Here is a 26439-nt window from a genome sequence, read left to right as displayed (position 1 = left end):
GGGAGGAGGTGGGTGTGGGGCTCGCCGGCGAGCTGGTCGTGGGTGAAGGAGCCGGTGGCGACCCCGACGACGAAGCCGGCCCCGGCGTTGGTGCCGGCGCCGAGGTCGTTGGGGGTGTCGCCGGCGACCAGCACGCGGCGTACGTCCTGGACGCCGGTGGCCTCCATGCAGTGGAAGACCAGGTAGGGGGCGGGACGGCTGGCGGCGACGAGGTCGGAGGTGACGACGGCGTCGACGGTGGCGTCGGAAGCAGGTCCGACGGTCCAGCCGAGGCCGTCGAGGATGGCGGCGGCGATCTCGGCGGAGTAGCCGGTCTGCAGTGCCACCTTCACGCCGCGCGACCGCAGGGCCTCGAACATCTCCGGAACGCCGGGAAACGGCTGGGGCGGGGTCTCGCGGTAGGCGGTGACGAGGCGCTCGCCGAAGCCGTCGAAGATCTTGTCGACCTGGGCGGTGCTGGGGTCCTGGCCGAGTCCGCGCAGCAGCCCCTGGATCGCCTCCCACTTGGAGGTGCCCTTCCACTGCAGCAGCAGGTCGTGGGGCACCGGCTCGCCGGCGGCGTCGGCGACGGTCGACTCGAGCACGTCGTAGACAAGCCCGCCCTCGTCGACGGTGGTGCCGGCCATGTCGAGGGCGGCAAGCTGGAAGGCGGTCACGAGATCTCCTTGAGGATGCGTACGTCGGTGCGGATCCCCGCCGTGGACGGGCGGGTGTTGTCGATGGTGAAGGTGACCCGGTCGGGCCGGTAGCGGTCGTCGGCGTACTCCAGGGGCGTGCCGTCCGAAGAGGTCGCCCGGCGCCGCTCGCGCAGCAGCGGGCTGCCGACGGCGATGTCGAGCAGGTCGGCGTCGGTCTCGTCGGCGGCGACCGCGTCCATGGTGTGCCGGGCGCCGTGCAGGTCGACGCCGGCGGCGGTCAGGTAGGCGTAGAGCGAACCGGTGTCCGGGTCGAAGTCGAAGAGCAGTCGCCCGACGCTCTCGACGAAGGTGCTGCGCTCCAGCATCGCGGGATGGCCGTCGAGGAGGCGGAGCCGGAGCACGTCGACGACTGGGTCGCCCTCCGCGATGCCGAGCGCCTCGGCGGCAGTGGCGGTGGCGCCACGCCGGGCGACCTCGATCGTGCGCTGGCCGGCGGTGTGGCCGATCTGTTCGACCCAGGCGCTGAACGAGATCAGTTGCTCGAAGGGCTGGCCGAGAGCGGTGTCGCGGACCGTTGGCGGGCGACCCTGGCCGCCGCTGAGCAGCCCTTCGCGGCGGAGGGTCGCCAGGGCCGTACGGATCGTGCCGCGGGAGGCCCCGAACTGCTCGCACAGCTGCGCCTCCGAGGGGATCGGGGCGCCGGTCGGGAGCTCGCCGCCGATGATCCGGGCTCGGATGGCCTCGGCGACCTGGGTGTGCAACGGACGGCTCATGCGAGCAGGTTACAACTTGATCAGACAAGTTGGGGCGGTCGAATTGTGAACAGCGAGAGAACGCTGATGAGCAGCGATAGGACACAGGAAAACGGGCGGTTAACTTGTCTGTACATGTTCATCCAGCCTGTTGACCAGGCCGCTGGGGAGACAGAAGTGTTCGGGCCGTGCCAACTCATACGACCACCACCGACACGGCTGCCGACCTCGTCGTCATCGGCGCCGGGATCGTCGGTCTCGCGCACGCCGCCGAAGCACTGGCGCGCGGCCTGCGAGTCCACGTCATCGAGCGCGACGAGCGATCCGTGGGCGCCTCGGTGCGCAACTTCGGACACATCTGCGCCACGGCCCAGTCGGGCCAGGCGCTGACGTACGCCCTCGCCTCCCGGGACCGCTGGGTCGCCCTCGGCACGCGGGCGGGCTTCGAGGTGAAGGAGACGGGCACCGTCGTCGTCGCACGCACCGAGGCCGAGATGGCCGTGGTCGACGAGTTCGCCGCCGCCCGCGGCGTCGAGCAGGCCCGCCTGCTCGACGCGGACGCCACCCGCGAGCTGTTCCCGCCGGCCGCCGCCGACGTCGTCGGTGGCGCTCACCTGCCGCTCGACCTCCGGGTCGACCCGCGCGAGGCCCTGCCCGCGATCGCCGCCTGGCTCGAGGCCCAGGGGGTCCGGTTCAGCTGGGCGACCCACGTCGGCGCCATCGACCAGGTCGCGGACGGCATCGACGTCCGCACCAGCCGCGGAACCGTCCGTTCCGCGTGGGTCGTCCACGCCGCCGGCCACGACGTCGACCGGCTCTTTCCGGAGGTGGCCGAGAAGGCAGGCGTACGCCGCTGCCGGCTGCAGATGCTCGAGGTCGCGCCTCCGGGCGACGTCCGGATCGAGCCGGCGGTGCTGACCGGGCTCTCGATGCTCCGCTACGGCGGGTTCGCCGAGACCACGGCCGCGGCCGGCGTACGCCGTCAGTTCGAGGACGCCGCCCCCGAGCTCCTCGACGTCGTCATGAACCTGATGCTCACCCAACGCCCGGCGACCGACGGCCGGCCCGGCTCGATCGTCCTGGGCGACACCCACCACTACGACCGCACGCACCTGCCCTTCGACGACGAGTACGTCGCCGAGCTGGTGCTGCGGGAAGGGGCGCGGCTGCTCGGAGCCCCGCTCACCGTCCGGCGTCGCTGGCGAGGGGTCTACGCGGACTCCCCGCACACCGACTTCCTCGTCGACGAGCCGTTCCCGGGCCTCCGGGTCGTCTCCGTGACGTCGGGCATCGGCATGACCACCGCACTGGGCCTCGCGCCCACCGTTCTCGACCAGCTGCTCTGATCACAGGAGAAGAACCGACATGTCCAAGCTGCGCTCCCTGACCGCGCTCGCGGGTGCTGCGACCCTGACCCTCGCCCTGGCCGCATGCGGCAGCGAGGCCACTCCCGAGCCCGCCGACGCAGCCGCCGCCGGCGGCAAGGTCGGCCCCGACCAGATCTGCCCCGACGGCACCCTGACCATGGGCGTCGAGCCCTTCGAGGACCCCAAGAACCTGATCCCCGTCTACGAGACCCTCGGCAAGGCCCTCGGCGAGGAGCTCGGCTGCGAGGTCGACGTGCAGATCTCCGACACGTACGTCGCCGAGATCCTCGCCATGCAGAACGGCAAGCTCGACATCGGCCAGTTCGGCCCGCTGGGCTATGTCTTCGCCCAGAAGCAGGCCGGCGCCACGCCGCTGGCCTCCTTCGCCGGGAAGGACGGCAAGGTGTCCTCCTACACCGGTGGCATCTGGGTGCCCAAGGACTCGCCGGTCACGTCGGTCGAGGACCTGAAGGGCAAGACCCTGGCGCTTTCGGAGTCGGGTTCCACCTCCGGTGACGCCGTGCCGCGCAAGGCGCTCATCGACGCCGGGATCGAGAAGGACGTCAAGGCCGAGTACGCCGGGGGCCACACCGAGGCGCTGCTGGCCCTGGTCAACGGGAAGGTCGACGCGGCCGAGATCAACAGCCAGACCCTGGCCTCGGCGACCGCCGAGGGCCAGTTCGACGAATCGGCCTTCCGGCAGGTCTGGGAGTCCGAGCCGATCCTGAACGACCCGATCGCCGCGGGTCCGAACATGACGCCCGAGGTGTCGAAGGCCGTCCAGGAGGCGCTGCTGAGCCTGCCGGCCGAGTCGGTCGAGAAGATCGGCGAGTACCTCGACTTCACCCCGCCGGCCGGCAAGCCGGCGCTGGTCGCGGTGACCGAGGAGGACTACCAGCCCGTGTCGGACCTGGCTGACGCCCTCGACCTGACGACGGACGACCTCTGATGGGCGCTGACCACCTCTCCGGCGCGGCCATGCTGCGCATCGACGGCCTGAGGAAGGCGTTCGGGGAGAAGACGGTCCTGGACGGTCTGGCCTTCGAGGTCGCCTCCGGGGAGGTGGTCAGCCTCCTCGGGGCCAACGGTTCCGGCAAGTCCACCTCGCTGCGCTGCGTGGTCGGTCTGGAGCGTCCCGACGGCGGCACGATCACCGTCGACGGCGTCACCGCCAAGCCCGGCGAGGCGATGCCGACGGTGGCGATGGTCTTCCAGAAGATCCACCTGGTGCCCCGCCGCAGCGTGCTCGACAACGTCTGCGCGGGCGCGCTCGGGCGGCTGGGTCTGAGCCGCTCCTGGTCGGTGCTGGCCTTCCCGCGTGAGGTCCAGGCCGAGGCGATGGCATGCCTGGACCGGGTCGGTCTCGCCGACCGTGCCCGGGAGAAGGCGGGTCGCCTCTCCGGCGGTCAGCAGCAGCGGGTCGCCGTGGCCAGGGCGCTGTGCCAGCGGGCCACGGTGCTGCTCGCCGACGAACCCGTCTCGGCGCTCGACCCGGCCGCCTCCGAGCAGGTGATGAACCTGCTCCGCTCGCTGGCCGACGACGACGGCCTCGCCGTGGCCGCGGTGCTCCACCAGCCCAACCTTGCCCGCCGCTTCTCCGACCGCATCCTCGGGCTCGCCGGCGGGCGTCTGGTCTTCGACAGCCGCAGCGCCGAGGTCACAGACGAGACCGTGGCGAGCCTCTACCGACCTGCCCTGGAGGCGCTGGAGGCGGCCGAGTCCGCCGAGTCTGCCGAGTCCGCGGAGATGAGGGAGTACGCATGACCGACCTGACCAAGGCTCCCGAACCACGCCTCGACATCCCGCCGCGCTTCCGCCCGAGCGGCGTCGCGACCGCGGTGGCCATCACGATCGGCCTGGTCGTCGTGCACTGGTACGCCGCCGTGCAGACCAACACCTCGCCGAAGGAGCTCCTCGAGGGCTGGCGGGGGCTGTGGAACTTCCTCTTCGGGGTCGACCGCACCTACCCGAACGGCAAGACGATCCACCAGGACGGCGCCTTCCCGCTCGACCTGCGCTGGTCCGAGACGATCCGGCCGGGTCTGGAGTACTGCCTGCTGACGATCTGGATCGGCCTGCTCGGCACGACCCTGTCGATCCCGGTGGCGCTCTTCTTCGCGGTGATCTCGTCGCGGACCACCAACCGGTTCGCGCCCCTGTGGCTGACGGGTCGCGCGGTGATGTCGGTGCTGCGCGCCATCCCGGAGACGGTGTACGCGCTGATGTTCATCGCCGCGGTCGGCTTCGGCGCCTTCCCCGGCGTGATCGCGCTGGCCATCCACAACGTCGCGGTGATGGGCAAGCTCTGGTCGGAGGCCATGGACGAGGTGGACCAGGGGCCCGTCGAGGCGCTCCGCGTCGCCGGCGCCTCGCCCGCGCAGTCCGCCGCCCACGCGGTGCTGCCCGCGGTCATGCCGTCGCTGCTCGGCCTGCTGCTCTACCGGTTCGACACCAACGTACGCAGCTCGGTGATCCTCGGCACCGTCGGTGCCGGTGGCATCGGGTTCTTCATCAAGACCGAGGTGGACAGCTTCCACTTCGACACGATGATGACCTACGTCTGCATGGTGATCGTCCTGATCATCGTGATCGACCTGTTCAGCGCCTGGCTGCGCCGGAAGGTCGGCACGGTCTGATGGCACGGGTGGCGGTGTGGCGCGGCGGCGCCGAGGTCACGCTGGAGAACGTCGCCCTGCCCGAGCCCGGGCCGGGCGAGACCCTGGTCGAGATCGACCTCGCGACGGTGTGCGGCTCCGACCACCACACCGTCGCCGGCCGGCGGCCCGGCGCCTGCCCGAGCGTGCTCGGCCACGAGGGTGTCGGCCGGGTCGTCGGCACCGGCCGGCGAGTCGTCTGGGGCGTCACGGTCTCCTGCGGTGCCTGCGACCGCTGCCGGCGTGGCCTCACCGCGAAGTGCCGCTCGGTGCGCAAGCTCGGCCACGAGGCCTACGAGGCGGCCTGGCCGCTGTCCGGCACCTACGCCACCCACGTGCTCCTGCCCGCCGGCACCGCCGTCGTGCCGGTCCCGGACGCGCTGGCCGACGAGGTCGCCGCGCCGGCCGGGTGCGCGACCGCCACGGTGATGGCGGCGCTGGAGCGGGCCGGCTCGCTGCGCGAGCGCCGGGTGCTCGTGGTCGGCGCCGGGATGCTCGGGCTGACCGCGGTCGCCGCCGCGGCCGATGCCGGTGCGGCCGAGATCGTGGTGAGCGACGTCGACCCGGCCCGCCTGGAGCTCGCCCGGGCCTTCGGTGCGACGTGGACGGTGACCGCGGGCCAGGCACTTCCGCCGGTCGATGTCGCGCTCGACTTCTCCGGTGCGGCGGCAGCGGTCGAGGCGGCTCTCGGGGCGCTCGACATCGGTGGCTCGCTCGTGCTCGTGGGGTCGGTCTCCCCGGGACGCGCGATCGCGGTCGACCCGGAGGCGGTCGTGCGTGGGTGGCGGTCGGTCAGCGGCGTACACAACTACGAGCCGCGGCACCTCGAGCAGGCGGTCGCGTTCCTCGCCGCGTCGGAGCGCCCCTGGGCCGAGCTGGTCGAGGAGCCCGTCGGGCTCGACCGGCTCGGCGACGTCCTGACGACGGAGCTGGGGAGACCGCGCGCGTCGGTGCGCCCACGGGAGGACTAGGCTCGCCCCTCATGACCGAGTTCGCCGCCGTGATCCTTGTCGACCGTCGTGGCTGGGTGCTGCTCCAGGAGCGCGACGAGCATCCGACGATCGCGCCGGAGAAGTGGTCCTTCTGCGGCGGACACCTGGAGCCGGGGGAGGACCCGCTGAGCGGCGCGGCTCGTGAGCTCGAGGAGGAGACCGAGGTGCGCCTCGCCCCGGAGACGCTCGAGCTGGTCGGGGTCCAGGAGCTCCGGCACCCCGAGACCGGCACCGACGACAAGATCCACCTCTACGCCGCCGGCGTCGACCTCACCGACGCCGACATCGTCTGCCACGAGGGCCGCCAGATCGTCTTCGTCGACCCCGCGACGGCGCCTGACCTGGACCTCAGCGACTCGGCCCGGATCGGGCTGGCTCGCTTCCTCGGATCGCCCCAGCACGCGGCGCTATCCGGGTCGGAGCCCGTCAGGGTGGAGACGTAGAATCCCCTCCTATGGGTCTCCTCGAACGCATCGCCGCGCCGCAGGATCTTCGTGATCTCTCCGACGACCAGCTCGAGCTCCTCGCGAGCGAGATCCGGGACCTGATGATCCGGACCGTGGCCACCAACACCGGCCACCTCGGTCCCAACCTCGGCGTGGTCGAGCTGACGCTCGCCATGCACCGCGTCTTCGACAGCCCCAGCGACAAGATCGTCTTCGACACGGGCCACCAGTCCTACGTCCACAAGCTCGTCACCGGCCGCGCCGGCGACTTCGGCACCCTGCGCCGCGAGGGCGGGATGAGCGGCTACCCGAGCCAGTCGGAGTCCGACCACGACCTGGTCGAGAACTCCCACGCCTCCACGGCGCTCTCCTACGCCGACGGTCTGGCCAAGGCCTTCACGATCCGTGGCGAGGACCGCCACGTGGTCGCGGTGATCGGCGACGGCGCGCTGACCGGCGGGATGGCCTGGGAGGCGCTCAACAACATCGCGATCCAGCACGACTCCAAGCTGGTCATCGTGGTCAACGACAACGGCCGCTCCTACACCCCGACCATCGGCGGTCTGGCCACCGCGCTGACGTCGCTGCGTACGAACCCTCGCTACGAGCTGCTCCTCGACATGGTCAAGCGCCGCCTCAACGCGGTGCCCGGGATCGGCGCGATGGCCTACGACGCGCTGCACGCGGTGAAGAAGGGCCTCAAGGACGCGGTCGCGCCCCAGGGCCTCTTCGAGGACCTCGGCCTGAAGTACGTCGGCCCCGTCGACGGCCACGACCGGCACGCCGTCGAGCAGGCGCTGACCTCCGCCAAGAAGTTCGGTGGCCCGGTGATCGTGCACGCGATCACCCGCAAGGGCTACGGCTACGACCCGGCCGAGCGCCACGAGGCCGACCAGTTCCACTCGCCCGGCCCGTTCGACGTCCAGACGGGCGCCGAGAAGCCCAAGGGCAGGATCTGGACCGACCACTTCTCCGACGCCATGGTGCGGCTGGGGGAGAGCCGCCAGGACATCGTCGCGATCACTGCGGCGATGATGCACCCGGTCGGTCTGGACGCGTTCCAGGCCCGGTTCCCCGAGCGCACCTTCGACGTCGGCATCGCCGAGCAGCACGCCGCCACCTCGGCCGCCGGGCTGGCGATGGGCGGCCTGCACCCGGTCTTCGCGGTCTACGCGACGTTCCTCAACCGCGCCTTCGACCAGGTGCTGATGGACTGTGCGCTCCACCGCGCCGGGGTAACGTTCGTGCTCGACCGCTCCGGTGTGACCGGTGACGACGGCGCCTCCCACAACGGCATGTGGGACATGTCCCTGCTCCAGGTCGTCCCGGGCCTGCGGCTGGCCGCCCCGCGCGACATCGCCCGCCTCAACGAGCTGCTCGACGAGGCCGTCGAGGTCGACGACGCGCCCACCGTCGTCCGCTTCCCGAAGGGCCCGCCGCCCGAGGACATCCCCACCGTCGGCAAGCTCGGCGGCGCCGACGTGCTCGTCCGCAACGGCACCAAGGACGTCCTGGTCCTCGGCGTGGGCTCCATGGCCGAGGTCGCCGTGGGCGTCGCGGAGCGGCTCACCGCCCAGGGCATCGGCGTCACTGTCGTCGACCCGCGCTGGGTCAAGCCGATCGACCCGGCCCTCGTCGAGGCAGCGGCCGACCACGGCCTGGTGGTCACCATCGAGGACAACGGCGTCACCGGCGGCGTGGGGGCCTCCTTCCTGCAGGCGCTGACCGCCGCGGACGTACGCACCCCGGTGCGGATCCACGGGATCCCGCAGGAGTTCCTCGACCACGCCAAGCGCCCGAAGATTCTCGAGGCGATCGGTCTGACGCCCCAGTCGATCGCCCTCGACACCATCGAGCGTCTGGGTGCTCTCACCCCCGCTCCGCTGCCCCGAGACGTCAGCCTCTGACGCCCGCGGCGCCGAATTTTGACCATCCGGACTCGGTCTCTCCGGTCGAGCCACTGGCGAAGTTCGGCTCCTCTGCGTTTAGAGTGGGGTCCGTCGGGGGCGACGAGGGCCCTCGATTTCGTCACCACACAGCACTCGGGGGAATCCATGCTCTATGACGACCTCGTGGCCGAGTTCGCCTGGTCACCTGAGCAGATGTCGGCGCCGTTCGACCTCAAAGCGGCCGATGAGCAGATCCGCAAGCGGATCGAGAGCCGGCGTCGCTCACCGCAGTCTGCGGTGCGCCAGCAGGCCCCGCGAGAGCGGCAGAGCGCCGGCGCGCCGGAGAAGGCATGAGCTGACGCTCCTGGACAAAGGATCGGCCCCCGACCGCTTGGCGATCGGGGGCCGGGCGCATCCAGGCGTCAGTGGAACTTCTTGCCGGTGACCTTCTCGGAGATGCCCTCGCGGTCGAGGAGCTGGGTGATGCCGCCGTTCCAGAACTGGAAGCCGGCACCGGTGATCATCCCCAGGTCGATGTCCTCGGCGGCCTGGGCGACGCCCTCGTCGAGCATCCGGCGGATCTCGTCGGCGATGGCCTCGAGGGTCTGCTGACGCACCTCCTCGGCGGTCTTGACCACGTCGCCGACGGTGAGGAGCGCCTCGACCTCCGGGTCGAGGGTGCGGCCGTCGGCACCGAAGAACGAGGCCTTCTTGGCCTCGACGACCTTGTGGAGGTTCTCCGAGAGGTAGAACCGCTCGGGGAAGGCCTTCGCCAGGGTCTCGTTGTTGTGGTATGCGATCGCCGGCCCGACCAGCCCGATGAGCTGGTAGGGCGACATCGGGGTGACGCCCGCGAAGGCGGACTCGACGACGTCGATCGGGGTGCCCTCGTCGGCGATCTTCGCGATCTCGCCCATGAAGCGGCCCAGGAGCCGGTTCACGATGAAGGAGGGGCTGTCCTTGACCAGGATCGAGGTCTTCTTCAGCGCCTTGGAGGTCGCGAACGCCGTCGCCAGCGCTGCGTCGGAGGTCTTCTCGCCCTTGATGATCTCCAGCAGCGGCATGACCGCGACCGGGTTGAAGAAGTGGAAGCCCACGACCCGCTCGGGGTTCTTCAGGTCGGCCGCCATCTCCGTGATGGAGAGGGACGAGGTGTTCGTGGCGAAGACCGCGGTCTCCGGCGCGACGGCCTCCGCGTTGGCGAAGACGGTCTTCTTGACGCCCATCTCCTCGAAGACTGCCTCGATGATGAAGTCGGCGTCGGAGAAGGCCTCCGCGTAGTCGACCGAGGAGGTGACCAGCGCCTTGAGGCGGTTGGTCGCGTCCTGGGACGCGCGACCCTTGGCTAGCTTCTTGTCGAGCTCGGCGTGGACGTACGCCACACCCTTGTCGGCGCGCTCCTGGTCGAGGTCGACCATGACGACCGGCACCTTGAGACGCTGGACGAAGAGCAGCGCGAACTGCGAGGCCATCAGACCGGCACCGATGATGCCGACCTTGGTGACCTTCTGCGCGAGCGCCTTGTCGGGCGCACCGGCGGGACGCTTGGCGCGCTTCTGCACCAGGTCGAAGGAGTAGAGCGAGGCGAGCAGCTGCGGGGTCTCGGACATCGCCACGAGCGCGTCGTCCTCGGCCGTGAAGCCCTCGTCGCGGGTCGCGGTCTTGGCCAGCGTCAGCAGCTCGACGGCCTTCTTGGCGGCCGGGGAGGCGTCGCCGGTCTTCGCCCAGGCGAAGAAGCCGGCGTTCTTGGCGGCCTCGTCCCAGGACTCACCACGGTCGATCTCCTCGCGCTCGACCGACACCTTCCCGGACAGGACACCGTCGGCCCACAGCAGCGACTGCTCGAGGTAGTCGGCGCCACCGAACATCGCGTCCGCGATGCCGAGGTCGTACGCCTCGGTGCCCTTGAGCACCTTGCCGTTGTTGAGCGGGTTCTCGATGAAGACCTTGGCGGCCTTGGCCGGACCGATCAGGTTCGGCAGCAGGTAGCCGCCGCCCCAGCCGGGGATGAGGCCGAGCATGACCTCGGGCAGGCCCACGGCCGGCACCGAGTCCTGGATGGTGCGGTAGTCGGCGTGCAGCGCGACCTCGAGGCCGCCACCCAGCGCGAGCCCGTTGATGAAGCCGAACGACGGCTTCTTGGTCCCGTCGTGACCGTCGCCCAGCTTGCGGAAGACCGCGTGGCCGAGCTCGGCGATCGTACGGATCCCCTCGGGGCCGCCCGCCTGCAGCGAGGTCAGGTCGGCACCGGCCGCGAGGATGAACGGCTTGCCGGTCACCGCGATCGCGTCGATCTCGGGGTCGGCCAGGGCCGCGTCGTACGCGGTGTTGAGCTCGACCAACGACTTCGGCCCGAACGTGTTCGGGCGGGTGTGGTCGTGGCCGTTGTCGAGGGTGACCAGGCCGAGGACCTTGCCGGAGGGCAGGGTCACCTTCTGCAGCAGCGCCTTGGTGACGACCTCGTCGTCGGAGAAGAGCTTCTCCACGTCGGCGAGCAGCGTGTTGATGTCCGTCATGTCAGGCCTCCGCGCCGTTCCAGTGAGGGTTCTCCCAGATGACCGTGCCGCCCATTCCCAGGCCGATGCACATGGTGGTGAGGCCGTAGCGGACCTCGGGGCGCTCCTCGAACTGGCGGGCGAGCTGGATCATCAGCCGCACGCCGGAGGAGGCCAGCGGGTGACCGAACGCGATCGCGCCACCGTAGGGGTTCACGCGGTCGTCGTTCTGGTCGATGCCGAAGTGGTCCAGGAACGCGAGCACCTGGATCGCGAAGGCCTCGTTGATCTCGAAGGCCTCGATGTCGTCGATCGTGAGCCCGGCCTTGGCCAGCGCCTTCTCGGTCGACGGGATCGGGCCGACGGCCATGACCTCGGGGGCGACGCCGGCGAAGGCGTACGACACCAGCCGCATCTTGATCGGCAGGCCGAGCTCCTTGGCGACCTCCTCGGAGGCCAGCAGCGAGGCGGTCGCGCCGTCGTTGATGCCCGCCGCGTTGCCCGCGGTCACCCGGCCGTGGGGGCGGAACGGGGTCTTCAGCTTGGCGAGGTCCTCGGTGGTGGTGCCGGGACGCATCGGCTCGTCGGTGGTGGCCAGGCCCCAGCCGTTCTCCGCGCTCCGCGTGGCGACGGGGACCAGGTCGGGCTGGATCTTGCCGTCGGCGTACGCCTTGGCGGCCAGCTCCTGGGAGCGGACCGCGAACGCGTCGGTGCGCTCCTTGGTGATCGCCGGGTAGCGGTCGTGGACGTTCTCGGCGGTGTTGCCCATGACGAGCGCGCTCGGGTCGACCAGCTTCTCGGAGATGATCCGAGGGTTCGGGTCGACGCCCTCGCCCATCGGGTGGCGGCCCATGTGCTCGACGCCACCGGCGATGGCGACGTCGTAGGCGCCGAAGGCGATGCCGCCGGCGGTCGTGGTGACCGCGGTCATCGCGCCCGCGCACATCCGGTCGATCGCGTAGCCCGGGACGGACTGCGGGAGACCGGCGAGCAGGCCGGCGGTGCGGCCGATGGTGAGGCCCTGGTCGCCGATCTGCGTGGTCGCGGCGATGGCGACCTCGTCGATCCGCTCCGGGGGAAGATCGGGGTTGCGGCGCGTGAGCTCACGGATGAGCTTGACGACCAGGTCGTCTGCGCGGGTCTCGGCGTACTGGCCCTTGGCCTTGCCGAAAGGTGTGCGTACGCCGTCGACGAAGACGACTTCTCGCAGCTGTCGGGTCACCGTGTCACTCCATGTGAATTGCCGGTCGGTTGCCGCCGGGCGGCGCTGTTGATGCGGGCACCGGTGGTGCCCCGGCGCTTACATTACCCGCTAGTAACAACGACTGCATCGAGGGGGAGGTCACACCGGCCGTCCGGGGGAGATCGCCGGTCTCCGCGCGTCGACTTGGGAATATCGTGGGCGTCCAGAATGCTGCCCTGTCGTCATGTGGAAGCGTGTATTCAGAAGGTTGAGCCCGAGGGTCGAGATCCCGGGCGAGGCAAGCGACGGCGCGGCCCGTGAGGGCCGTACGCGACGGGAGGAGGCACCGATGGCCGGATCACGTCTGGTGCACATCGTGGACGACCTGCCCGAGGAGATCCTCCTCGCCGGCGGCGACCGGCTGCCGATGGTGGTGGTCCTGGACGGATTCCTCGACGCCGGGAAGGCCTCCGAACGAGCCGCCGCCCACCTGGTCCAGACCTCCCGGCGCGCGCCGGCGGTCGCGACCTTCGAGGTCGACGAGTTCCACGACTACCGGGCCCGGCGCCCCGCGATCTCGTTCGTCAGCGACCACTACGAGTCCTTCGACGCCCCGCGGCTGGTCGTCCGGCTGCTCAAGGACGCCGGCGACACGCCCTACCTGCTGCTGCACGGACCGGAGCCGGACAACCGATGGGAGGCCTTCGCCGGCGCCGTACGCGAGGTCATCGAGCGCCTCGGCGTGACCGAGGTGATCTCGCTCACCTCGGTGCCGATGGCGGTGCCGCACACCCGGCCGCTGACCACGACCAGGCACGCCAACGCCCCCGCGCAGGAGCTCGCCGGCCAGGTCTGGGAGAGCCCCTGGAACGGCGAGATCCGGATCCCGGCGTCCGCCCAGGCCATGCTGGAGATCCGGCTGGGGGAGTGGGGTCTGCCGGCGGGCGGCTTCGTGGTGCACATGCCGCACTACCTGGCCCAGAGCGACTTCCCGGCCGCGGCGGTCGTGCTCGTCGAGGAGCTCGAGCGTGCCGCCCGGCTGACGATCCCCGTCTCCGACCTGGAGGCCGAGGCGCAGCGCCGCGAGGAGGAGATCGCCTCCTACATCGAGGACAATGCCGAGGTGCGGGAGGTCGTCGCCGCTCTCGAGCAGCAGTACGACACCTTCCGGCGCGGCGAGGAGTCCGGGCGCTCCCTGCTCGCGCCCGACGAGCCGCTGCCGACCGGTGACGAGCTCGGCGCGCAGTTCGAGCAGTTCCTCGCCGGGCTGAACGGCCCGGACCCGGATGACAACCCTGAGAAGGATTGAGAGACACTCACTCCCATGACGACCGACGCCGTACCGGCGGATCAGGCAGTGGCCGAGCTGGTAGGCGTGCTCGACCTGGTCGAGATCGACAAGGACCTCTTCCACGGTGCGACCACGACCCGCAACTCGCGTGGACGCGCCTACGGTGGCCAGGTGGCCGCCCAGGCGCTGATGGCTGCCATCCGCTCGGCCGACCCGGCCTTCACGGTGCACTCGATGCACTCCTACTTCCTGCTGCCCGGCGACCCGTCCTACCCGATCGTCTACGACGTGGAGCGGATCCGCGACGGGCGTTCCTTCGAGACCAGGCGGGTCCGGGCGCGGCAGAAGGGCCGCGACATCTACTACCTCACCGCCAACTTCCAGCGTGAGGAGACCGGCTTCGAGCACCAGGACGCGATGCCGTCCGTCCCACCGCCCGAGAAGTGCATCGACTTCCTGAAGATGATGGCCGACTCGGGGTCGCCCGAGGCCGTGTCGCTGGCCCGCGAGTGGGAGGCGGTCGAGGTGCGCGCCGTCGGCAACTCCCTGCTCGGCATCGAGCCCGACCCAGCCCGCCCCGCGCAGCAGCGCCTGTGGATCCGGCTGGGCGCCTCGCTCCCCGACGACCCCGACATCCAGCGCGGCGCCTTCACCTGGGCCTCCGACATCTCGCTCCTGGGCGCTTCCCTGGCCGCCCACTCGCTGGACCACAAGGGCATCCAGATGGCCTCGCTCGACCACACCATCTGGTTCCACCGCCCCTTCCGCGCCGACGAGTGGTGGCTCTACGACCAGGAGAGCCCCTCGGCCTACGGCGGCCGCGGCCTGTCCATCGGTCGCGTCTTCACCGCGGACGGCACCCTGGCTGCCACGGTGGCCCAAGAGGGCCTCATCCGCCCGCCCCGCGCCTGATCCTCCGCCGAGTCGGCCCGTCTTGACGGGCCGACTCGGCGCGTCTGTCTCATCGGCACGCCGGGAATAGGTCGGCGCACTATCGCACAGCCTGGGTGCCTGCCGCGATAGCGCACCCAACCCGCGGGCTAAGGTGGCGCCGTGGACCAGATCACCGTGTACGAGAAGCCGACCTGCACGACATGTCGGAACCTGTTCGCGCTCCTCAAGGAGGAGGGCATCGACTTCGAGAAGGTCGACTACCACGTGCTCGGCCTGCGGGCCGAGGAGGTGCGGGACATCCTCGCGAAGACCGGTCTGAGCGCTCGCGAGGTGCTGCGTAAGCGCGAGCCGGTCTACAAGGAGCTCGACCTCGGCAACCGCGACCTCTCCGAGGACGAGCTGGTCGACCTGATGGTGGAGCACCCCCAGCTGATGGAGCGTCCGGTCGTGCTCAAGGGCGATCGCGGCGTGCTGGCCCGGCCGATCGAGAAGGTACGCGAGCTGTTCTGAGAGGTCGCGTCAGGCGCGGAGCCGCTCGACCGGCTGACCGGTGGTGCGGGTGATGAGGTCGACGTCGTTGTCGGCGTGGAGCACGGTGAGGTCGGCCTCCTCGGCGACCGCCGCGACGAGCAGGTCGGGCACCGAGGGCGGCCGGTGACGGCCGCCGCGCAGCACGATCCGCTGGATCTCCAGCGCCCGCGCCTCCGTACGCGGCGTGAGGGTCGCGAGCGGCATGTGGATGACCGGCACGTCCTCGACGAGCTCGGACCACTCGCGTTCGGTGCGCGCCAGGTGGCCGATCTCCAGCAGTGTCGTGGTGGTGATGCGTACTTGTCCCAGCTCGATCAGGCGGGACCACTTCTCAGCGTCGGGGCTGGTGGACATCCGGGCGAGCGCCGACCGGTGCACCAGCCAGGGTCGAACTACGACCATGCGTCACGCATCAGACCCCGGTCGGCGAGCGGGGCGAACTTCGCGAAGTCCGCGCCGGCCACGGGGCGCGCGGGTGGCAGCGGGCGGAGCGCATCGGGTGTGAACCAACGACGGAGATACTCGTCGCGGGTGAGACCGAGCCGTGTCGCCTCGCTCTCGATGCGCGCGAGCTCGTCATCCGAGAGACCTCGGATCAGTACGTCGGACATGTCTGTCCACCTCCTGGTCGCAAGATGCTAGCGGACGAGAGGTCGTCGGGCCGGGATCAGGGCCGGGATCGGGGCCGGGTCGCGCGGTGGACCCAGGTGGACTCGACCTGCATCCCGACACGGAGGTAGAGGTCCAGAGCGCCGGTGCGGGAGTCGGTCGACAGGGTCGCGCGGGTGGCGCCGTGGGCACGGGCCGCTCCGAACGCGTCGGCCAGGAGTGCTTGGGCCAGACCGCGGTTGCGCTGGTCCTTGCGGGTGGCCAGCTTGCTGACGAAGCCCTCCCGGCCGTCCTCGGTCATCACCAGTACGGCCGCGGCGACGACGTCGCCCTCGGGACCGGTGACGACGCGGATGTTCCACGGCTCGGCGCCGGGCCGCTCGATGACGGTGGCGAGCCAGTCGGTGTAGGGCTCCCGCTCGCGCTCGGACCACTCGAGGAAGGCGTCCTCGATCACGTTCCACACCTGCTCGTGGTCCTGCGGGGTGGCAGCCCTGACGGCGTACGCCTCGGGCAGCTCCCTCACCGGGATCACCGAGTCCTCCGGCAGTGCCAGGACCCAGGACTCCCAGCGGGTGAACCAGCCCAGCGACTCCAGCAGCCGGTCGCCCGGGGAGCCCTGGGGGACCGGCATCCCGATGACCGGCTCGCCGAGCTCGGCCGCGCGGGCGCCGATCCAGCCGGCGAGCGCGGTGCCGATCCCGCGATCCCAGTGGTCGGGGTGGACGGCCGCGTCGGAGCGGGCGCCACCGGAGCACTCGGCGTAGCCGACCAGCTCACCGGTGGGAGCGAACACGCCGACCGTGGCCGGACCGACGTCGAAGGAGGGCCGCTGCCACTCCGCGACGATGTCGGCCTCCTCGATGTGGACCTCGCCGGTGGTGGCCAGCTCGTTCGCCGCCATCACACGGGTCACGGCGTCGGCGTCGGCGAGGGTCAGGGGGCGCTCGGAACAACCCGAAGGGAGCTGGAGTGGGGCAGGCATGCGAGCACGGTCTCACCTGCGGGAGGGCGGCCGCCACGGGTTAAATCGTGGCGGCCGCCCGGTGCCTCACAGCGCGGTGGTGCGCCCCACCAGGTGGAGCGTGTCCGAGCCGCGCTTGTGGAGGGAGAAGTCGTAGCCGTCCAGGTGCTTCAGCGACCCGAAGGCGACGGAGGAGGGCAGGAAGACCGGCTTCTTGAACGCCACGTCCACGCGGACCGCGCCGGGGAGCCGGTTCTCGAGCGCGGCGATGCAGCGCGCCTTGGTCCACATCCCGTGCGCGATCTGCCGCTTGAACCCGAGCGCCTTCGCTGTCAGCGGGTAGAGGTGGATCGGGTTGTAGTCGCCGGCGACCTTCGCGTAGCGCCGCCCCAGGTCGGCCTTCAGCGGGAAGACCGGCCCGGACGGGTCGACCTCGATCAGGTCCGACTTCCAGGAGACGTCCGGGTTGCGCTTGCCGCGCACGAGGTAGGTCGACGTGGACTCCCACACGACCTCACCGTCGACGGTGGCGACCGTCAGGAACCGGTACGCCTTGCCGACCGGGTGCGGCTCGGGCTGTCCCACCGTCGCGGTGACCGCGACGGCCTCGCCGACCGAGATCGGGCGGTAGCCGCTGATCGAGTTCTCGATGTGGACCATGCCCATCGCGGGTGAGGGGAAGTCGGGCGAGGACATCAGCGCCATGTGCAGCGGGAAGGCCAGCATGTGCGGGTAGGGGAGCGGCACGGTGTCCTTGATCGGGAACCCGCACAGCTCGGCGTAGGCGTCGACCGAGGCGCGGTCGAGCTCGACCGGCTCACGGGCGAGGCTCAGCTCCTCGTAGGTCACCCCGGTCTTCTTGATGCCGGGCAGCGCGTTGACGCCCGGGATGGCGGGCAGCGCTGCCCGGAGGAGCAGGCCGGGACCGGACTTGCCGGTGAAGCTGGGCTCGATCCTGGGGGCACTCATCAGGCACCCAGCATCATCTGGCCGCACACGCGCACGACGTTGCCGTTGACGGCGGTGGAGGCCGGCGAGGCGTACCAGGCGATCGTCTCGGCGACGTCGACCGGCAGACCGCCCTGGGCCATCGCGTTGAGGCGCTGGCCGACCTCGCGGGTCGCGAACGGGACCGCGGCGGTCATCTGGGTGATGATGAAGCCCGGGGCGACGGCGTTGATCGTGATGCCGTCGGGAAGCTCCTCGGCGAGCGAGTCGACGAAGCCGATGACCGCGGCCTTGGAGGCGCCGTAGGAGGTCTGGCCCACGTTGCCGGCGATGCCGGCGATCGAGGAGACGCCGATGATGCGGCCGTTGGGGCGGATGAGCTTCTGCTCGAGCAGCTCGGCGGTGATCCGCTCCGGGGCGCTGATGTTGATCTCCAGCACGGTGCCGAAGCGGTCGGCCTTCTGGTTGGCGAGCTTCTTGTCGAGGGTGACACCGGCGTTGTGGACGACGATGTCGACCCCGCCGAACTTCTCCCGCAGGTAGGAGGCGATCGTGGCGGGCGCGTCCTCGGTGGTGATGTCGGCGGTGATGTAGTCGGGGGTGACCTTCTTCAGGTCGTCCTCGGACGGCGGGATGTCGAGGCCGACGACGGTCGCTCCGTCGCGCTGCAGGACCTTGGCGATCTCCTCGCCGATGCCGCGGGCGGCGCCGGTGACGAGGGCGACCTTGCCGGTGAGCGGCTTCTTCACGTCGACCTGCTCGGCGGCGGGGGAGGCGTTCTTGGTGCCGATGCGGACGACCTGGCCGGAGACGTAGGCGCTCTTCGGGGAGAGCAGGAAGCCCAAGGTGGAGAGCAGCGAACCCTCGAAGCCCTCGGCGACGTAGACGAGCTGGACGGTGCCGCCCTTGCCGATCTCCTTGCCGAGGCTGCGGGTGAAGCCCTCCAGGGCGCGCTGGGCGACGCGCTCGCCGCCCTTGAGCTGCTCGGGTGGGGTGCCGATGACGATGACGCGCGGGTTGCTCTCCAGGCTGCGCAGCACCGGGGTGAAGAACTCCTGCAGGGCGACCAGGTCGGTCGTCGAGGTGAGACCGGTGGCGTCGAAGACGAGGCCCTTGAACCGGGCACCTGCTGCCGCGGTGTCGGTCGAGGCGATGTCCAGCTCGCCGAGCAGGCCGCTCAGCGACTCGGCCAGACGACCACGGCCGCCGGTGAGGACGGTGCCCTTCACGAGCGGGGCGCCGGCTGCGTACCGCTCGAGCTTGGCGGGGCTCGGCAGCCCGAGGTTCTTGACGAGGACCTTGCCGATCGCCGACTGGGTGAAGCTCTGGTACTTGTCGCTCATGGTCTGCTCTGATCCTTCTGGACGTGGTCTCTGAGGCGTACGTTGGTATGTTACTGGCCAGTTGTAACTAGGCGTGTAACTCGGTGTCCACTTTTCGTGATCTCCCTGACATACCCTTCTCCAAAGCGCTTCATCAGACAAGGATGAACCCTATGACCACTGCTCAGGCAAAGCGCCGTGTCGCCATCGTGGGCGGCAACCGCATTCCTTTCGCCCGTTCCAACGGCGCGTATGCGACCGCGTCGAACCAGGAGATGTTCACCGCCGTCCTCGACGGCCTCGCCGCTCGCTTCGGCCTCGAGGGCGAGCGCATCGGTGAGGTCGCCTCCGGCGCGGTGCTCAAGCACTCGCGCGACTTCAACCTGACCCGCGAGTCGGTGCTCGGGTCGAAGCTCGCTCCCGAGACGGCCGCCGTCGACCTGCAGCAGGCCTGCGGCACAGGTCTCCAGGCCGCGACCTACATCGCCAACAAGATCGCGCTCGGCCAGATCGACTCCGGCATCGCCGGCGGCACCGACACCACCTCCGACGCGCCGATCGCGCTGGGCGAGAAGCTCCGCAAGGTCCTGCTCGAGGCCAACCGTGCCAAGACCAACGTCGACCGCGTCAAGGCGTTCGCCAAGCTCCGTCCGGCCGACATCATCCCCAACATACCGGCCAACGTGGAGCCGCGCACCAAGCTCTCCATGGGTGAGCACGCCGCGCTCACCGCGCAGGAATGGGGCATCACGCGTGAGGCCCAGGACGAGCTTGCTGCTCGATCGCACCAGAACCTGGCCGCTGCGTACGACGCCGGCTGGTTCGAGGACCAGATCACCCCGTTCCGCGGGCTGGAGAAGGACAACAACCTCCGCCCGGGCTCGACCGTCGAGAAGCTCGCGACCCTCAAGCCGGTCTTCGGTGTCAAGGGTGAGAACCCGACCATGACCGCCGGCAACTCGACCCCGCTGACCGACGGCGCCTCGGCCGTGCTCTTCGCGAGCGAGGAGTGGGCCGCCGCCAAGAACCTGCCGGTCCTGGCCTACTTCGTCGACTCCGAGGTCGCCGCCGTCGACTACGTCGCCGGTGGCGAGGGCCTGCTGATGGCCCCCGCCTACGCCGTCCCGCGCCTCCTCGCCCGCAACGGCCTCACCTTCGACGACTTCGACTTCTTCGAGATCCACGAGGCCTTCGCGTCCCAGGTGCTCTCCACCCTCGCCGCCTGGGAGTCCCCGGACTTCTGCAAGGACAAGCTCGGCCTCGACGCCCCGCTCGGCACCGTCCCGCGCGAGAAGCTCAACGTCAAGGGCTCCAGCCTGGCGGCCGGTCACCCCTTCGCCGCCACCGGCGGCCGGATCATCAACAACCTCGCCAAGATGCTCGACGAGAAGGGCTCGGGCCGCGGCCTGATCTCCATCTGCGCCGCCGGCGGCCAGGGCGTCGTAGCGATCCTGGAGAAGTAGAACCCGCGCGCCGAGGCGTCACCCGCGTCGGCCGAGGCGTCGCTCCCGTCGGCCGAGCTGGCAGTCAGGTGCCAGCTCGGCCGACGTACGTGACGCCTCGACCGTTGCTGACCGCCGAGTCGGTGCCCAGAACCGAGGTCTCGGCGGGGCGCTACTTGGCGGTGAGAGCCAGGGCCGAGGTGACCAGGAAGTCGCGGACCTGGTCGGGGGAGACGGAGCCGACGGTGGGTACGCCGGGGGCGGACTCGGAGACCAGGATGCCGACGCGGGCGAGCTGGAGGGCGCCGAGGCCGGAGGCGTAGAGGGTGTTGGCCAGGAGGTTGGCGTCCTTGACGTGGAGCTCGCCGGAGGCGGCACCGTCCTCGAAGACGGTGGTGAGGATGGTGAGGCAGCCGTTCATCGCTCGGCCGAGGCGGAACAGGGCGCTCTCGGAGAGCTCGTCGAGCAGGTCGGAGCCGCTGCGGCGCATCAGCGTCTGGGCGCAGTCGACGAAGGCAGGGTGCTCGATGCCGTAGTCGACGAAGGTGCCGACGACGTCGCGGACCACGTCGGTGGGCGAGCTGTCGCCCTCGGTGGCGATCAGCATCCGCTCGCGGAGCTCGTCGAGGTAGCCGACCAGGGTCAGCGCGAAGATCTCGTCCTTGCCGGTGAAGTGGCGGTAGACGATCGCCCGGTTGATGCCGACCGCCTTGGCGATGTCCTCGATCTGGGCGTCGCTCACGCCGCGCTCGTCGAAGAGCTTGCGGGTGGCCGCGACGATGTCTGCCTCGCGGGCTCGGCGCCGGGCCGCGGCGGCGGAGCGGCGGCCGTCCGGCTCGGATCCGGAGGTGGTTGGTCGGGTGCTCACACGCACACTGTACGCGGTGTGCAACTCGGAGTTGCACTGCGAGTGCGCGGCCTCACACCTCACTCCTTCAGCAGTGCCCGACGGGCGCCCGCGACATCGTCGGTGGTGACGTAGTCGACGCCGGCGACCGCCGCACGCAGCACGGACGCCGTACCGACCGCGGGCCAGGTGCCGACCTCGGCACCCTGGCTGCGGTAGCGGTTCACGAGGGCGGCGTCGAGCAGCCGGGTGTGGAGGTGCACCTGCGTGAAGGCCCCGTCGTGGAGGTCGGCCGGGTCCGGCTCGTCCTTGACCGCGACCGTCTCCATGCCCGTGCGTTCGGCGCCGGGGAAGTCGAAGTGGCTCGCCTCGAAGCTCATGAAGATCGCCTTGTCGCCGTGTCCCTTCCGGGAGACCCAGGTCGGGCGGAGCGAGACGACCTTGCGGTAGAGCGCGCGCATCTCGTCGGCGCTCTCGCTCTTGAGTTCCACCACGAGCCGTACCCGGTGTCCGTAGAGCCGTTCGGCGGCGTCGATGGCGTCGAAGGTCTCCTCGATGGTCGGCACCCGGACGCCGCGGAACCGCGGTCCCATCCACGAGCCCGCGTCGAGCGACTGCACCTCGGCGAGGGTGAACTCGCGGGGGCTCGCGCTCCGGCGCTCGGGGAAGCGGGTCTCGACGTCGGTCGTACGCCGGAAGTCGCCGTCGTGCAGCAGCACCCACTCGCCGTCGGAGGTCGGCTGGAAGTCCATCTCGATGAAGTCGGCCCGCTGCCGCACCGCGCTGCGGAACGCGTCGAGGGTGTTCTCCGGGTGGTTGCGCGAGTCGCCACGCCACGCCATCACGCCCACCGGCCTGCCCCCGAGTGCATAGACCGCCGCGGCAGGTCCCGTGAACTCCGGCGCGCCCCGGTGCTCCCGGGCGATCGTGCGGAACCGGGTCTTCGCCACGTCCCGGGTCCTGAAGACGTACGTGGCATGGCCGGTGGCGCCGGCGCGGAGGTCGGCGACCGTCCGCCAGCCGTCACCGCTGTCGCGTTGGAGGGTGAGCACCCGTCCAGGGCGCGCCGGAGCGGCGAAGAGCGTGACCCGCACAGCGTCGCCGGCGCGCACCGACCTCGGCATGCTGGTGGTGACGGCCTGCGGCTGCCCGAAGAGCGTACGCGGCGCCGTGACGCGCTCGGGATAGCTCTGCCCGTCGCGCTCGACGCCCGGCGCGAGGACCCGCCAGCGCATCCTCCAGGACGACTGGGTGACGGCGAAGGAGTAGCGGCCCGACTCCGCGACGGTCTGGCGCTGCACCGGTCGCCAGGCGCCGTCGTGGTAGCGCTGCAGCCGCACCTCCCGGCTGACCCCCGAGCCGATCGACCCGGACAGCGTGAACGACTCACCCAGGATCGGTCGGGCGACGCCGGGGGTCGGTGCGGCGACCGTGTCGTCGGCGGAGGCGATCCGGGCGGAGGCCGGCGCGGGGTGGACGGCGGCCGGCCAGAGGATCAACGTCAGCGTCGCGAGCAGCGCGACGAAGCGGGCGTGTGGGGGCACGCCGAGTGAGGTTAGGGGTTCGGTCGGAGCCACCTACACCCGGTATCCAGATCAGGTCACTGTAGATACCCCCTGACCGTTTCGATCGTGTCGGCTTCTTCAGGAAGCTTGTCGTCGCGGTAGCGCACCACCCGAGCGAACCGCAGCGCGACCCCGCCCGGGTAGCGGGTCGAGCGCTGCACGCCGTCGAAGGCGATCTCGACCACCTGCTCCGGGCGCACCTTCACCTGCCAGCCGTCGGTGCCGCCGATGGCGAGCTCGGTGAAGCGCTCGGTCTGCCAGGCCAGCATCTGGTCGGTCATGCCCATGAACGTCTTGCCGATCACCCCCTTGACCAATTGCGCACTTCGAATGATGTCGAGCATTCCCTTGCTCGCGAGGCACGAATATCGGGCCCTTGCTCACAAGAACCACGCCCTACGTGGGGTCAGACAAAAGAGGCAGATGATCAACAACAGGCTCCCAAATGCTCTTCACGGCGTCGTCGTTGAAGTTCGCCCACGTTGAAACGAAGGCTCGGGCCGTAACCTCTTGGCCGAGGAAGTCGAGGTCTTCACCGATTTCCTTGAAGATCTCGTGACGGTCGGTGTTCGTGAGGAGTCTCGTCTTGAGAACTTCGCCGACCTCGTTCTCGTGCCGGGTGTCCATCTGCAGGGCGAGGGTCAGGCGGGGGAGGACCCTGCCGTTGGTTTCGATCAGTTCCGCGAGCTGCTCCACGATTACGGCCTCAGGGTCGGAGGTGCCTGTGAAGAATGTGACGAATGGTGAACCGTCGACGTTTAGATCGTCACGAGACCGAGGGTTGTAGTCGAGTTGCGCCCGCTTGTCGCCATCGAGAAAAGAAAGAGCTTTGAAGCGGCGCGCCGGACTCCTGTTGTTGTGTCGGGCTTGGTCGCGAGCTTGTGCTGCCCCGCCCAAGGCGTGGATCTCAACACCCTTGATGTCGATCCGTCTGTCGGTTAGGTCACCGAAGCGGCGAAGAGTGACCTCCGCCACCAGACTTCCGAAGTTGTCCTCCGCAAAAACAGCTAGGCGTGCGTCGATCTCCCCCGTCAGTGCGCGAAGAGATTCCACGTCCAACTTGCCCTGCGTGAGCTTGCCTCCGTAGGACGACCAAACCGCCTCTCCCGGCAAGGGACTGAGCGCAGCGTTGCTGTGGGTCGTGAAGATGACCTGACAACCCTTCCGTCTGCAGACAGCGATCAGGTATTCAACAAGGCGACGAGTGGCGATGGGATGAAGCCCATTCTCGACCTCTTCGATTAGGATTAGTGCTTGGTCCTCGACCGACTCGATCTCGCTCACGATGCGGATGATGCTGGCCTCTCCCGCACCAAAATGAAACTCTGAGTATCCGGGAGTGTCGGCACTAGACGGCTTGAGTGCGAGGATTGAGTATTTTCCGTTCTCGTCTGCATGCACCTGTAGATAGTCAGCAGCCTTCTTCCCGAGGATGCGCTCGACGGCGGAGACGACTTCCTGAGTAAACGACTCCTCGGTCACTCCAATGAAGTCTCCCTTGGCGAACCGCTGAACGTCGTTTCTCTCAGTGAGCGGCAATGTGCGGTTGACACCGATTACCTTCACGGGCCGAGCCACACCCTTTCGGTTCCATTTACTTCTTGTCACGTCGGCCGTTGCGTCGGTGTAGGACGCCGTACGCGGAACAGACGTGCCGCCGGAGTACACCTCGTACTCGACCTTCCAGCCGCTCATAGAGGAGTCGTAGGTGCCACCTCGGGCGAAAAAGCGACGGGGCTGGACGTCGGCGTAGATCAATCCGGCGGCACCAAGAACGGTCGTCTTTCCCGCGCCGTTGGGGCCAACGAGGGCTGTCACAGGAAAATCGAAGCGAACGTGTGCGTCCCTAAACCCCCGAATTTTCTTGAGATCCATCGACAGCAGGTAGTTGCGGTAGCTGCGTCTGCGAACTCGGTTGAGCAGATCGTTGATCTCACTCGGGCTGATGGCGTTCATCGACTATCCGGTTTCTCCTTCAGTGTCCTTGCCTTTACCGTCGCTTGCTGGGGCAAGAATGCCATGCCTGTGGTTCGTTCGCAGGGGGTTCGCCATTGATGGGTGTCAACGAAGGATGTTTTGCCCGCGCCCTACGGGAGGTGTGATCTCACGGCTTCAATGGTGTCGGCTTCTTCCGGGCGTTTGTCGTCGCGGTAGCGCACCACCCGAGCGAACCGCAGCGCGACCCCGCCCGGGTAGCGGGTCGAGCGCTGCACGCCGTCGAAGGCGATCTCGACCACCTGCTCCGGGCGCACTGTCACCTGCCAGCCGTCGGTGCCGCCGATGGCGAGCTCGGTGAAGCGCTCGGTCTGCCAGGCCAGCATCTGGTCGGTCATGCCCTTGAACGTCTTGCCGATCATCACGAACTCTCCGCCGGCGCCTCGGGCGCCGAGGTGGATGTTGGAGAGCCAGCCCTTGCGGCGCCCCGAGCCCCATTCGATGCCGATGACGACCAGATCGAGGGTGTGGACGGGCTTGACCTTGATCCAGCCCGCGCCGCGCCGCCCCGCCTCCCACGGCAGGCCGACCCCCTTGACGACGACACCCTCGTGCCCGGCGGCGAGCACATCCGTGGCGAACCGCTCCGCCTCCTCGGTGTCGACGGTGACCAGGTGCGGCGGCCGGTGCTGCTCGGGGACGACCCGGTCGAGCTCGGCGAGGCGCTGGTCGAGCGCGAGGTCGATGAGGTCACGGCCGTCGACGTGGAGGATGTCGAAGAAGTACGGCACCACGACCGACCCGGGTGCCGACCGGGTCGCGGTGCGCGAGGCGGTCTCCTGGAACGGCCGCGGCCGCCCGTCGGGGCCGAGGGTCATGGCCTCGCCGTCGAGCACCAGCGTCTCGGCCGGGAGGGAGGCGACGATCTCCGCGACCTCGGGGAGCCGCGCGGTGATGTCCTCGAGGGTGCGGGTCGCGATGCGTACCTCCGAGCCGGACTTGTGGGCCTGGATCCGGATGCCGTCGAGCTTGGTGTCGACCAGGACCGGCTCGCCGAGCTTGGCCATCGCCTCCTCGACCGAACCCGCGGACGAGGCGAGCATCGGCAGCACCGGCCGCCCGACGACCAGGCCGACGTCGGCGAGCGCCTCCTCGCCGTCGAAGGCGAGCCCGGCGACCACCACGGTCGACCCGGCGAGCATGGCGGCGCGGCGTACGGCCGGCAGCGGCACCTCGGCGGCGGCCGCGAGCGCCTCCTGGACGAGCGAGTCGAGGGCGCCCTGGCGCACCTCTCCGGTCACGACGCCCCGCAGCCAGGCCTGCTCGGCCTCCGTCGCCGCGCCGAACAACGCGTCGGCCTCCCGGGCCCGCTCGACGTGCGAGCCCGCTCCCGCGACGCGGGACATCCGCTCGAACGCCTCGTGGACGTCGCCGACCGTCAGCGACGGCTCGGCGGCAGGGGAGGGGAGCGCACTGAGCGAGCGCCAGCCCAGCCCCGTACGCCGCTGCAGCAGCGTGCCGGAGAGGTAGGCCGTGACGACCGGGAGCTCGTTGCGCGCAGCGGCGGACAGACACTCCGCCAGCGCGGCGACCTTCGCCTTCCGCGACCGGGTGGCGGCGACGGCGTTCGAGGTGGAGACGATGTCGGCGAGCAGCATGTCTCCTAGTGAACCTC

Annotated in this window: 26 protein-coding genes; 12 read left to right on the top strand and 14 right to left on the bottom strand. The window is 69.9% G+C overall.

Annotated features, from left to right (window positions below; genetic code table 11):
• Together G5C66_RS16500 and G5C66_RS16495 are read right to left on the bottom strand one after the other, a co-directional pair.
• Nucleotides 1-656 (bottom strand): phosphonatase-like hydrolase (locus G5C66_RS16500; RefSeq protein WP_338144203.1); only part of this gene is annotated, 656 nt, incomplete at its 3' end.
• Complete coding sequence (locus G5C66_RS16495; RefSeq protein ID WP_165112044.1) at nt 653-1411, bottom strand: GntR family transcriptional regulator; 759 nt, start codon at nt 1409-1411, stop codon at nt 653-655. The genes G5C66_RS16495 and G5C66_RS16500, both read right to left, overlap by 4 nt.
• Before the next feature lie 167 nt (nt 1412-1578).
• On the opposite strand from G5C66_RS16495, the gene G5C66_RS16490 reads away from it, so the two are divergent.
• The 8 genes from G5C66_RS16490 (at nt 1579) to G5C66_RS16455 (ending at nt 9092) form a co-directional block, all read left to right on the top strand.
• Nucleotides 1579-2736: a TIGR03364 family FAD-dependent oxidoreductase gene (locus G5C66_RS16490; protein WP_165112043.1), complete on the top strand. Its 1158-nt coding sequence runs from the start codon at nt 1579-1581 to the stop codon at nt 2734-2736.
• A 19-nt stretch (nt 2737-2755) separates the two neighbouring features.
• Nucleotides 2756-3706, top strand: coding sequence for a phosphate/phosphite/phosphonate ABC transporter substrate-binding protein (locus G5C66_RS16485; RefSeq protein WP_165112042.1), 951 nt, complete (start codon nt 2756-2758; stop codon nt 3704-3706).
• Entirely contained in the window at nt 3706-4521 is an 816-nt protein-coding gene (locus G5C66_RS16480; protein WP_165112041.1) for a phosphonate ABC transporter ATP-binding protein, read from the top strand. The genes G5C66_RS16485 and G5C66_RS16480 overlap by 1 nt, the downstream gene beginning before the upstream one ends.
• Nucleotides 4518-5393 carry a phosphonate ABC transporter, permease protein PhnE gene (gene phnE, locus G5C66_RS16475; RefSeq protein ID WP_165112040.1) on the top strand — a complete coding sequence of 292 codons (876 nt, stop codon included), beginning with the start codon at nt 4518-4520 and terminating at the stop codon, nt 5391-5393. Before G5C66_RS16480 ends, phnE begins: the two co-directional genes overlap by 4 nt.
• On the top strand, nt 5393-6382 hold the full coding sequence (locus tag G5C66_RS16470) for a zinc-binding dehydrogenase (RefSeq protein WP_165112039.1): 990 nt from the start codon (nt 5393-5395) through the stop codon (nt 6380-6382). The genes phnE and G5C66_RS16470 overlap by 1 nt, the downstream gene beginning before the upstream one ends.
• Before the next feature lie 11 nt (nt 6383-6393).
• On the top strand, nt 6394-6846 hold the full coding sequence (locus G5C66_RS16465) for an NUDIX hydrolase (RefSeq protein WP_165112038.1): 453 nt from the start codon (nt 6394-6396) through the stop codon (nt 6844-6846).
• Between the two features lie 11 nt (nt 6847-6857).
• Nucleotides 6858-8756: a 1-deoxy-D-xylulose-5-phosphate synthase gene (gene dxs / locus G5C66_RS16460; protein WP_165112037.1), complete on the top strand. Its 1899-nt coding sequence runs from the start codon at nt 6858-6860 to the stop codon at nt 8754-8756.
• A gap of 147 nt (nt 8757-8903) precedes the next feature.
• On the top strand, nt 8904-9092 hold the full coding sequence (locus G5C66_RS16455) for a hypothetical protein (protein ID WP_165112036.1): 189 nt from the start codon (nt 8904-8906) through the stop codon (nt 9090-9092).
• Between the two features lie 68 nt (nt 9093-9160).
• Here G5C66_RS16455 and G5C66_RS16450 read toward each other — a convergent pair whose 3' ends face one another.
• Nucleotides 9161-11254, bottom strand: coding sequence for a 3-hydroxyacyl-CoA dehydrogenase NAD-binding domain-containing protein (locus G5C66_RS16450; RefSeq protein WP_165112035.1), 2094 nt, complete (start codon nt 11252-11254; stop codon nt 9161-9163).
• Nucleotide 11255: 1 nt separating this feature from the next.
• Complete coding sequence (locus G5C66_RS16445; RefSeq protein ID WP_165112034.1) at nt 11256-12455, bottom strand: thiolase family protein; 1200 nt, start codon at nt 12453-12455, stop codon at nt 11256-11258.
• 310 nt (nt 12456-12765) lie between these two features.
• Here G5C66_RS16445 and G5C66_RS16440 point away from each other — a divergent pair, with 310 nt between their 5' ends.
• The 3 genes from G5C66_RS16440 to G5C66_RS16430 all read left to right on the top strand — a co-directional run bounded on the left by G5C66_RS16440 (nt 12766) and on the right by G5C66_RS16430 (nt 15111).
• On the top strand, nt 12766-13725 hold the full coding sequence (locus G5C66_RS16440) for a PAC2 family protein (RefSeq protein WP_165112033.1): 960 nt from the start codon (nt 12766-12768) through the stop codon (nt 13723-13725).
• Nucleotides 13726-13740: 15 nt separating this feature from the next.
• Nucleotides 13741-14619: an acyl-CoA thioesterase gene (locus G5C66_RS16435; protein ID WP_165112032.1), complete on the top strand. Its 879-nt coding sequence runs from the start codon at nt 13741-13743 to the stop codon at nt 14617-14619.
• A gap of 141 nt (nt 14620-14760) precedes the next feature.
• Nucleotides 14761-15111 (top strand): ArsC/Spx/MgsR family protein, encoded by a 351-nt coding sequence (locus tag G5C66_RS16430; RefSeq protein ID WP_165112031.1) that lies wholly within the window; start codon nt 14761-14763, stop codon nt 15109-15111.
• A gap of 9 nt (nt 15112-15120) precedes the next feature.
• On the opposite strand, the gene G5C66_RS16425 is transcribed toward G5C66_RS16430, so the two are convergent.
• The 5 genes from G5C66_RS16425 to G5C66_RS16405 all read right to left on the bottom strand — a co-directional run bounded on the left by G5C66_RS16425 (nt 15121) and on the right by G5C66_RS16405 (nt 18996).
• Nucleotides 15121-15534 carry a PIN domain-containing protein gene (locus G5C66_RS16425; RefSeq protein WP_165112030.1) on the bottom strand — a complete coding sequence of 138 codons (414 nt, stop codon included), beginning with the start codon at nt 15532-15534 and terminating at the stop codon, nt 15121-15123.
• Entirely contained in the window at nt 15525-15743 is a 219-nt protein-coding gene (gene vapB, locus G5C66_RS26530) for a type II toxin-antitoxin system VapB family antitoxin (RefSeq protein ID WP_165112029.1), read from the bottom strand. The genes G5C66_RS16425 and vapB overlap by 10 nt, the downstream gene beginning before the upstream one ends.
• Nucleotides 15744-15799: 56 nt before the next feature.
• Complete coding sequence (locus G5C66_RS16415) at nt 15800-16726, bottom strand: GNAT family N-acetyltransferase (RefSeq protein WP_165112028.1); 927 nt, start codon at nt 16724-16726, stop codon at nt 15800-15802.
• Between the two features lie 66 nt (nt 16727-16792).
• The gene (locus tag G5C66_RS16410; RefSeq protein ID WP_206444189.1) at nt 16793-17674 is read right to left on the bottom strand and encodes a MaoC/PaaZ C-terminal domain-containing protein; all 882 of its coding nucleotides are present in this window, start codon (nt 17672-17674) and stop codon (nt 16793-16795) included.
• Nucleotides 17674-18996, bottom strand: coding sequence for a 3-oxoacyl-ACP reductase (locus G5C66_RS16405; protein ID WP_165112027.1), 1323 nt, complete (start codon nt 18994-18996; stop codon nt 17674-17676). Before G5C66_RS16405 ends, G5C66_RS16410 begins: the two co-directional genes overlap by 1 nt.
• A gap of 152 nt (nt 18997-19148) precedes the next feature.
• On the opposite strand from G5C66_RS16405, the gene G5C66_RS16400 reads away from it, so the two are divergent.
• On the top strand, nt 19149-20438 hold the full coding sequence (locus G5C66_RS16400; RefSeq protein ID WP_165112026.1) for an acetyl-CoA C-acetyltransferase: 1290 nt from the start codon (nt 19149-19151) through the stop codon (nt 20436-20438).
• A 151-nt stretch (nt 20439-20589) separates the two neighbouring features.
• On the opposite strand, the gene G5C66_RS16395 is transcribed toward G5C66_RS16400, so the two are convergent.
• The 5 genes from G5C66_RS16395 to G5C66_RS16375 form a co-directional block, all read right to left on the bottom strand.
• Nucleotides 20590-21285, bottom strand: coding sequence for a TetR family transcriptional regulator (locus G5C66_RS16395; protein ID WP_165112025.1), 696 nt, complete (start codon nt 21283-21285; stop codon nt 20590-20592).
• Nucleotides 21286-21344: 59 nt separating this feature from the next.
• On the bottom strand, nt 21345-22808 hold the full coding sequence (locus tag G5C66_RS26885) for a glycerophosphodiester phosphodiesterase family protein (protein WP_165112024.1): 1464 nt from the start codon (nt 22806-22808) through the stop codon (nt 21345-21347).
• A gap of 56 nt (nt 22809-22864) precedes the next feature.
• Nucleotides 22865-23173 carry an ATP dependent DNA ligase gene (locus G5C66_RS16385; RefSeq protein WP_241248585.1) on the bottom strand — a complete coding sequence of 103 codons (309 nt, stop codon included), beginning with the start codon at nt 23171-23173 and terminating at the stop codon, nt 22865-22867.
• Nucleotides 23174-23225: 52 nt separating this feature from the next.
• Complete coding sequence (locus tag G5C66_RS16380; protein ID WP_165112023.1) at nt 23226-24785, bottom strand: ATP-dependent nuclease; 1560 nt, start codon at nt 24783-24785, stop codon at nt 23226-23228.
• Nucleotides 24786-24916: 131 nt separating this feature from the next.
• Complete coding sequence (locus G5C66_RS16375; RefSeq protein WP_165112022.1) at nt 24917-26422, bottom strand: ATP-dependent DNA ligase; 1506 nt, start codon at nt 26420-26422, stop codon at nt 24917-24919.
• Nucleotides 26423-26439 lie beyond the last annotated feature (17 nt).

The organism is Nocardioides turkmenicus, from assembly GCF_011045035.1.
Taxonomy (GTDB): domain Bacteria; phylum Actinomycetota; class Actinomycetes; order Propionibacteriales; family Nocardioidaceae; genus Nocardioides; species Nocardioides turkmenicus.
This window is presented reverse-complemented; position numbering and strand designations above follow the sequence as displayed.

Bases quoted from the DNA above. Each gene is read 5' to 3' on its own strand.
- G5C66_RS16385 (WP_241248585.1), bottom strand. From the start codon at position 23,173: ATGCTCGACATCATTCGAAGTGCGCAATTGGTCAAGGGGGTGATCGGC.
- G5C66_RS16410 (WP_206444189.1), bottom strand. From the start codon at position 17,674: ATGAGTGCCCCCAGGATCGAGCCCAGCTTCACCGGCAAGTCCGGTCCC.
- vapB (WP_165112029.1), bottom strand. From the start codon at position 15,743: ATGTCCGACGTACTGATCCGAGGTCTCTCGGATGACGAGCTCGCGCGC.
- G5C66_RS16485 (WP_165112042.1), top strand. From the start codon at position 2,756: ATGTCCAAGCTGCGCTCCCTGACCGCGCTCGCGGGTGCTGCGACCCTG.
- G5C66_RS16375 (WP_165112022.1), bottom strand. From the start codon at position 26,422: ATGCTGCTCGCCGACATCGTCTCCACCTCGAACGCCGTCGCCGCCACC.
- phnE (WP_165112040.1), top strand. From the start codon at position 4,518: ATGACCGACCTGACCAAGGCTCCCGAACCACGCCTCGACATCCCGCCG.
- G5C66_RS16495 (WP_165112044.1), bottom strand. From the start codon at position 1,411: ATGAGCCGTCCGTTGCACACCCAGGTCGCCGAGGCCATCCGAGCCCGG.
- G5C66_RS16405 (WP_165112027.1), bottom strand. From the start codon at position 18,996: ATGAGCGACAAGTACCAGAGCTTCACCCAGTCGGCGATCGGCAAGGTC.
- G5C66_RS16465 (WP_165112038.1), top strand. From the start codon at position 6,394: ATGACCGAGTTCGCCGCCGTGATCCTTGTCGACCGTCGTGGCTGGGTG.
- G5C66_RS16380 (WP_165112023.1), bottom strand. From the start codon at position 24,785: ATGAACGCCATCAGCCCGAGTGAGATCAACGATCTGCTCAACCGAGTT.
- G5C66_RS16425 (WP_165112030.1), bottom strand. From the start codon at position 15,534: ATGGTCGTAGTTCGACCCTGGCTGGTGCACCGGTCGGCGCTCGCCCGG.
- G5C66_RS16450 (WP_165112035.1), bottom strand. From the start codon at position 11,254: ATGACGGACATCAACACGCTGCTCGCCGACGTGGAGAAGCTCTTCTCC.
- G5C66_RS16400 (WP_165112026.1), top strand. From the start codon at position 19,149: ATGACCACTGCTCAGGCAAAGCGCCGTGTCGCCATCGTGGGCGGCAAC.
- G5C66_RS16455 (WP_165112036.1), top strand. From the start codon at position 8,904: ATGCTCTATGACGACCTCGTGGCCGAGTTCGCCTGGTCACCTGAGCAG.
- G5C66_RS16470 (WP_165112039.1), top strand. From the start codon at position 5,393: ATGGCACGGGTGGCGGTGTGGCGCGGCGGCGCCGAGGTCACGCTGGAG.
- G5C66_RS16440 (WP_165112033.1), top strand. From the start codon at position 12,766: ATGGCCGGATCACGTCTGGTGCACATCGTGGACGACCTGCCCGAGGAG.
- G5C66_RS16435 (WP_165112032.1), top strand. From the start codon at position 13,741: ATGACGACCGACGCCGTACCGGCGGATCAGGCAGTGGCCGAGCTGGTA.
- G5C66_RS16480 (WP_165112041.1), top strand. From the start codon at position 3,706: ATGGGCGCTGACCACCTCTCCGGCGCGGCCATGCTGCGCATCGACGGC.
- G5C66_RS16415 (WP_165112028.1), bottom strand. From the start codon at position 16,726: ATGCCTGCCCCACTCCAGCTCCCTTCGGGTTGTTCCGAGCGCCCCCTG.
- dxs (WP_165112037.1), top strand. From the start codon at position 6,858: ATGGGTCTCCTCGAACGCATCGCCGCGCCGCAGGATCTTCGTGATCTC.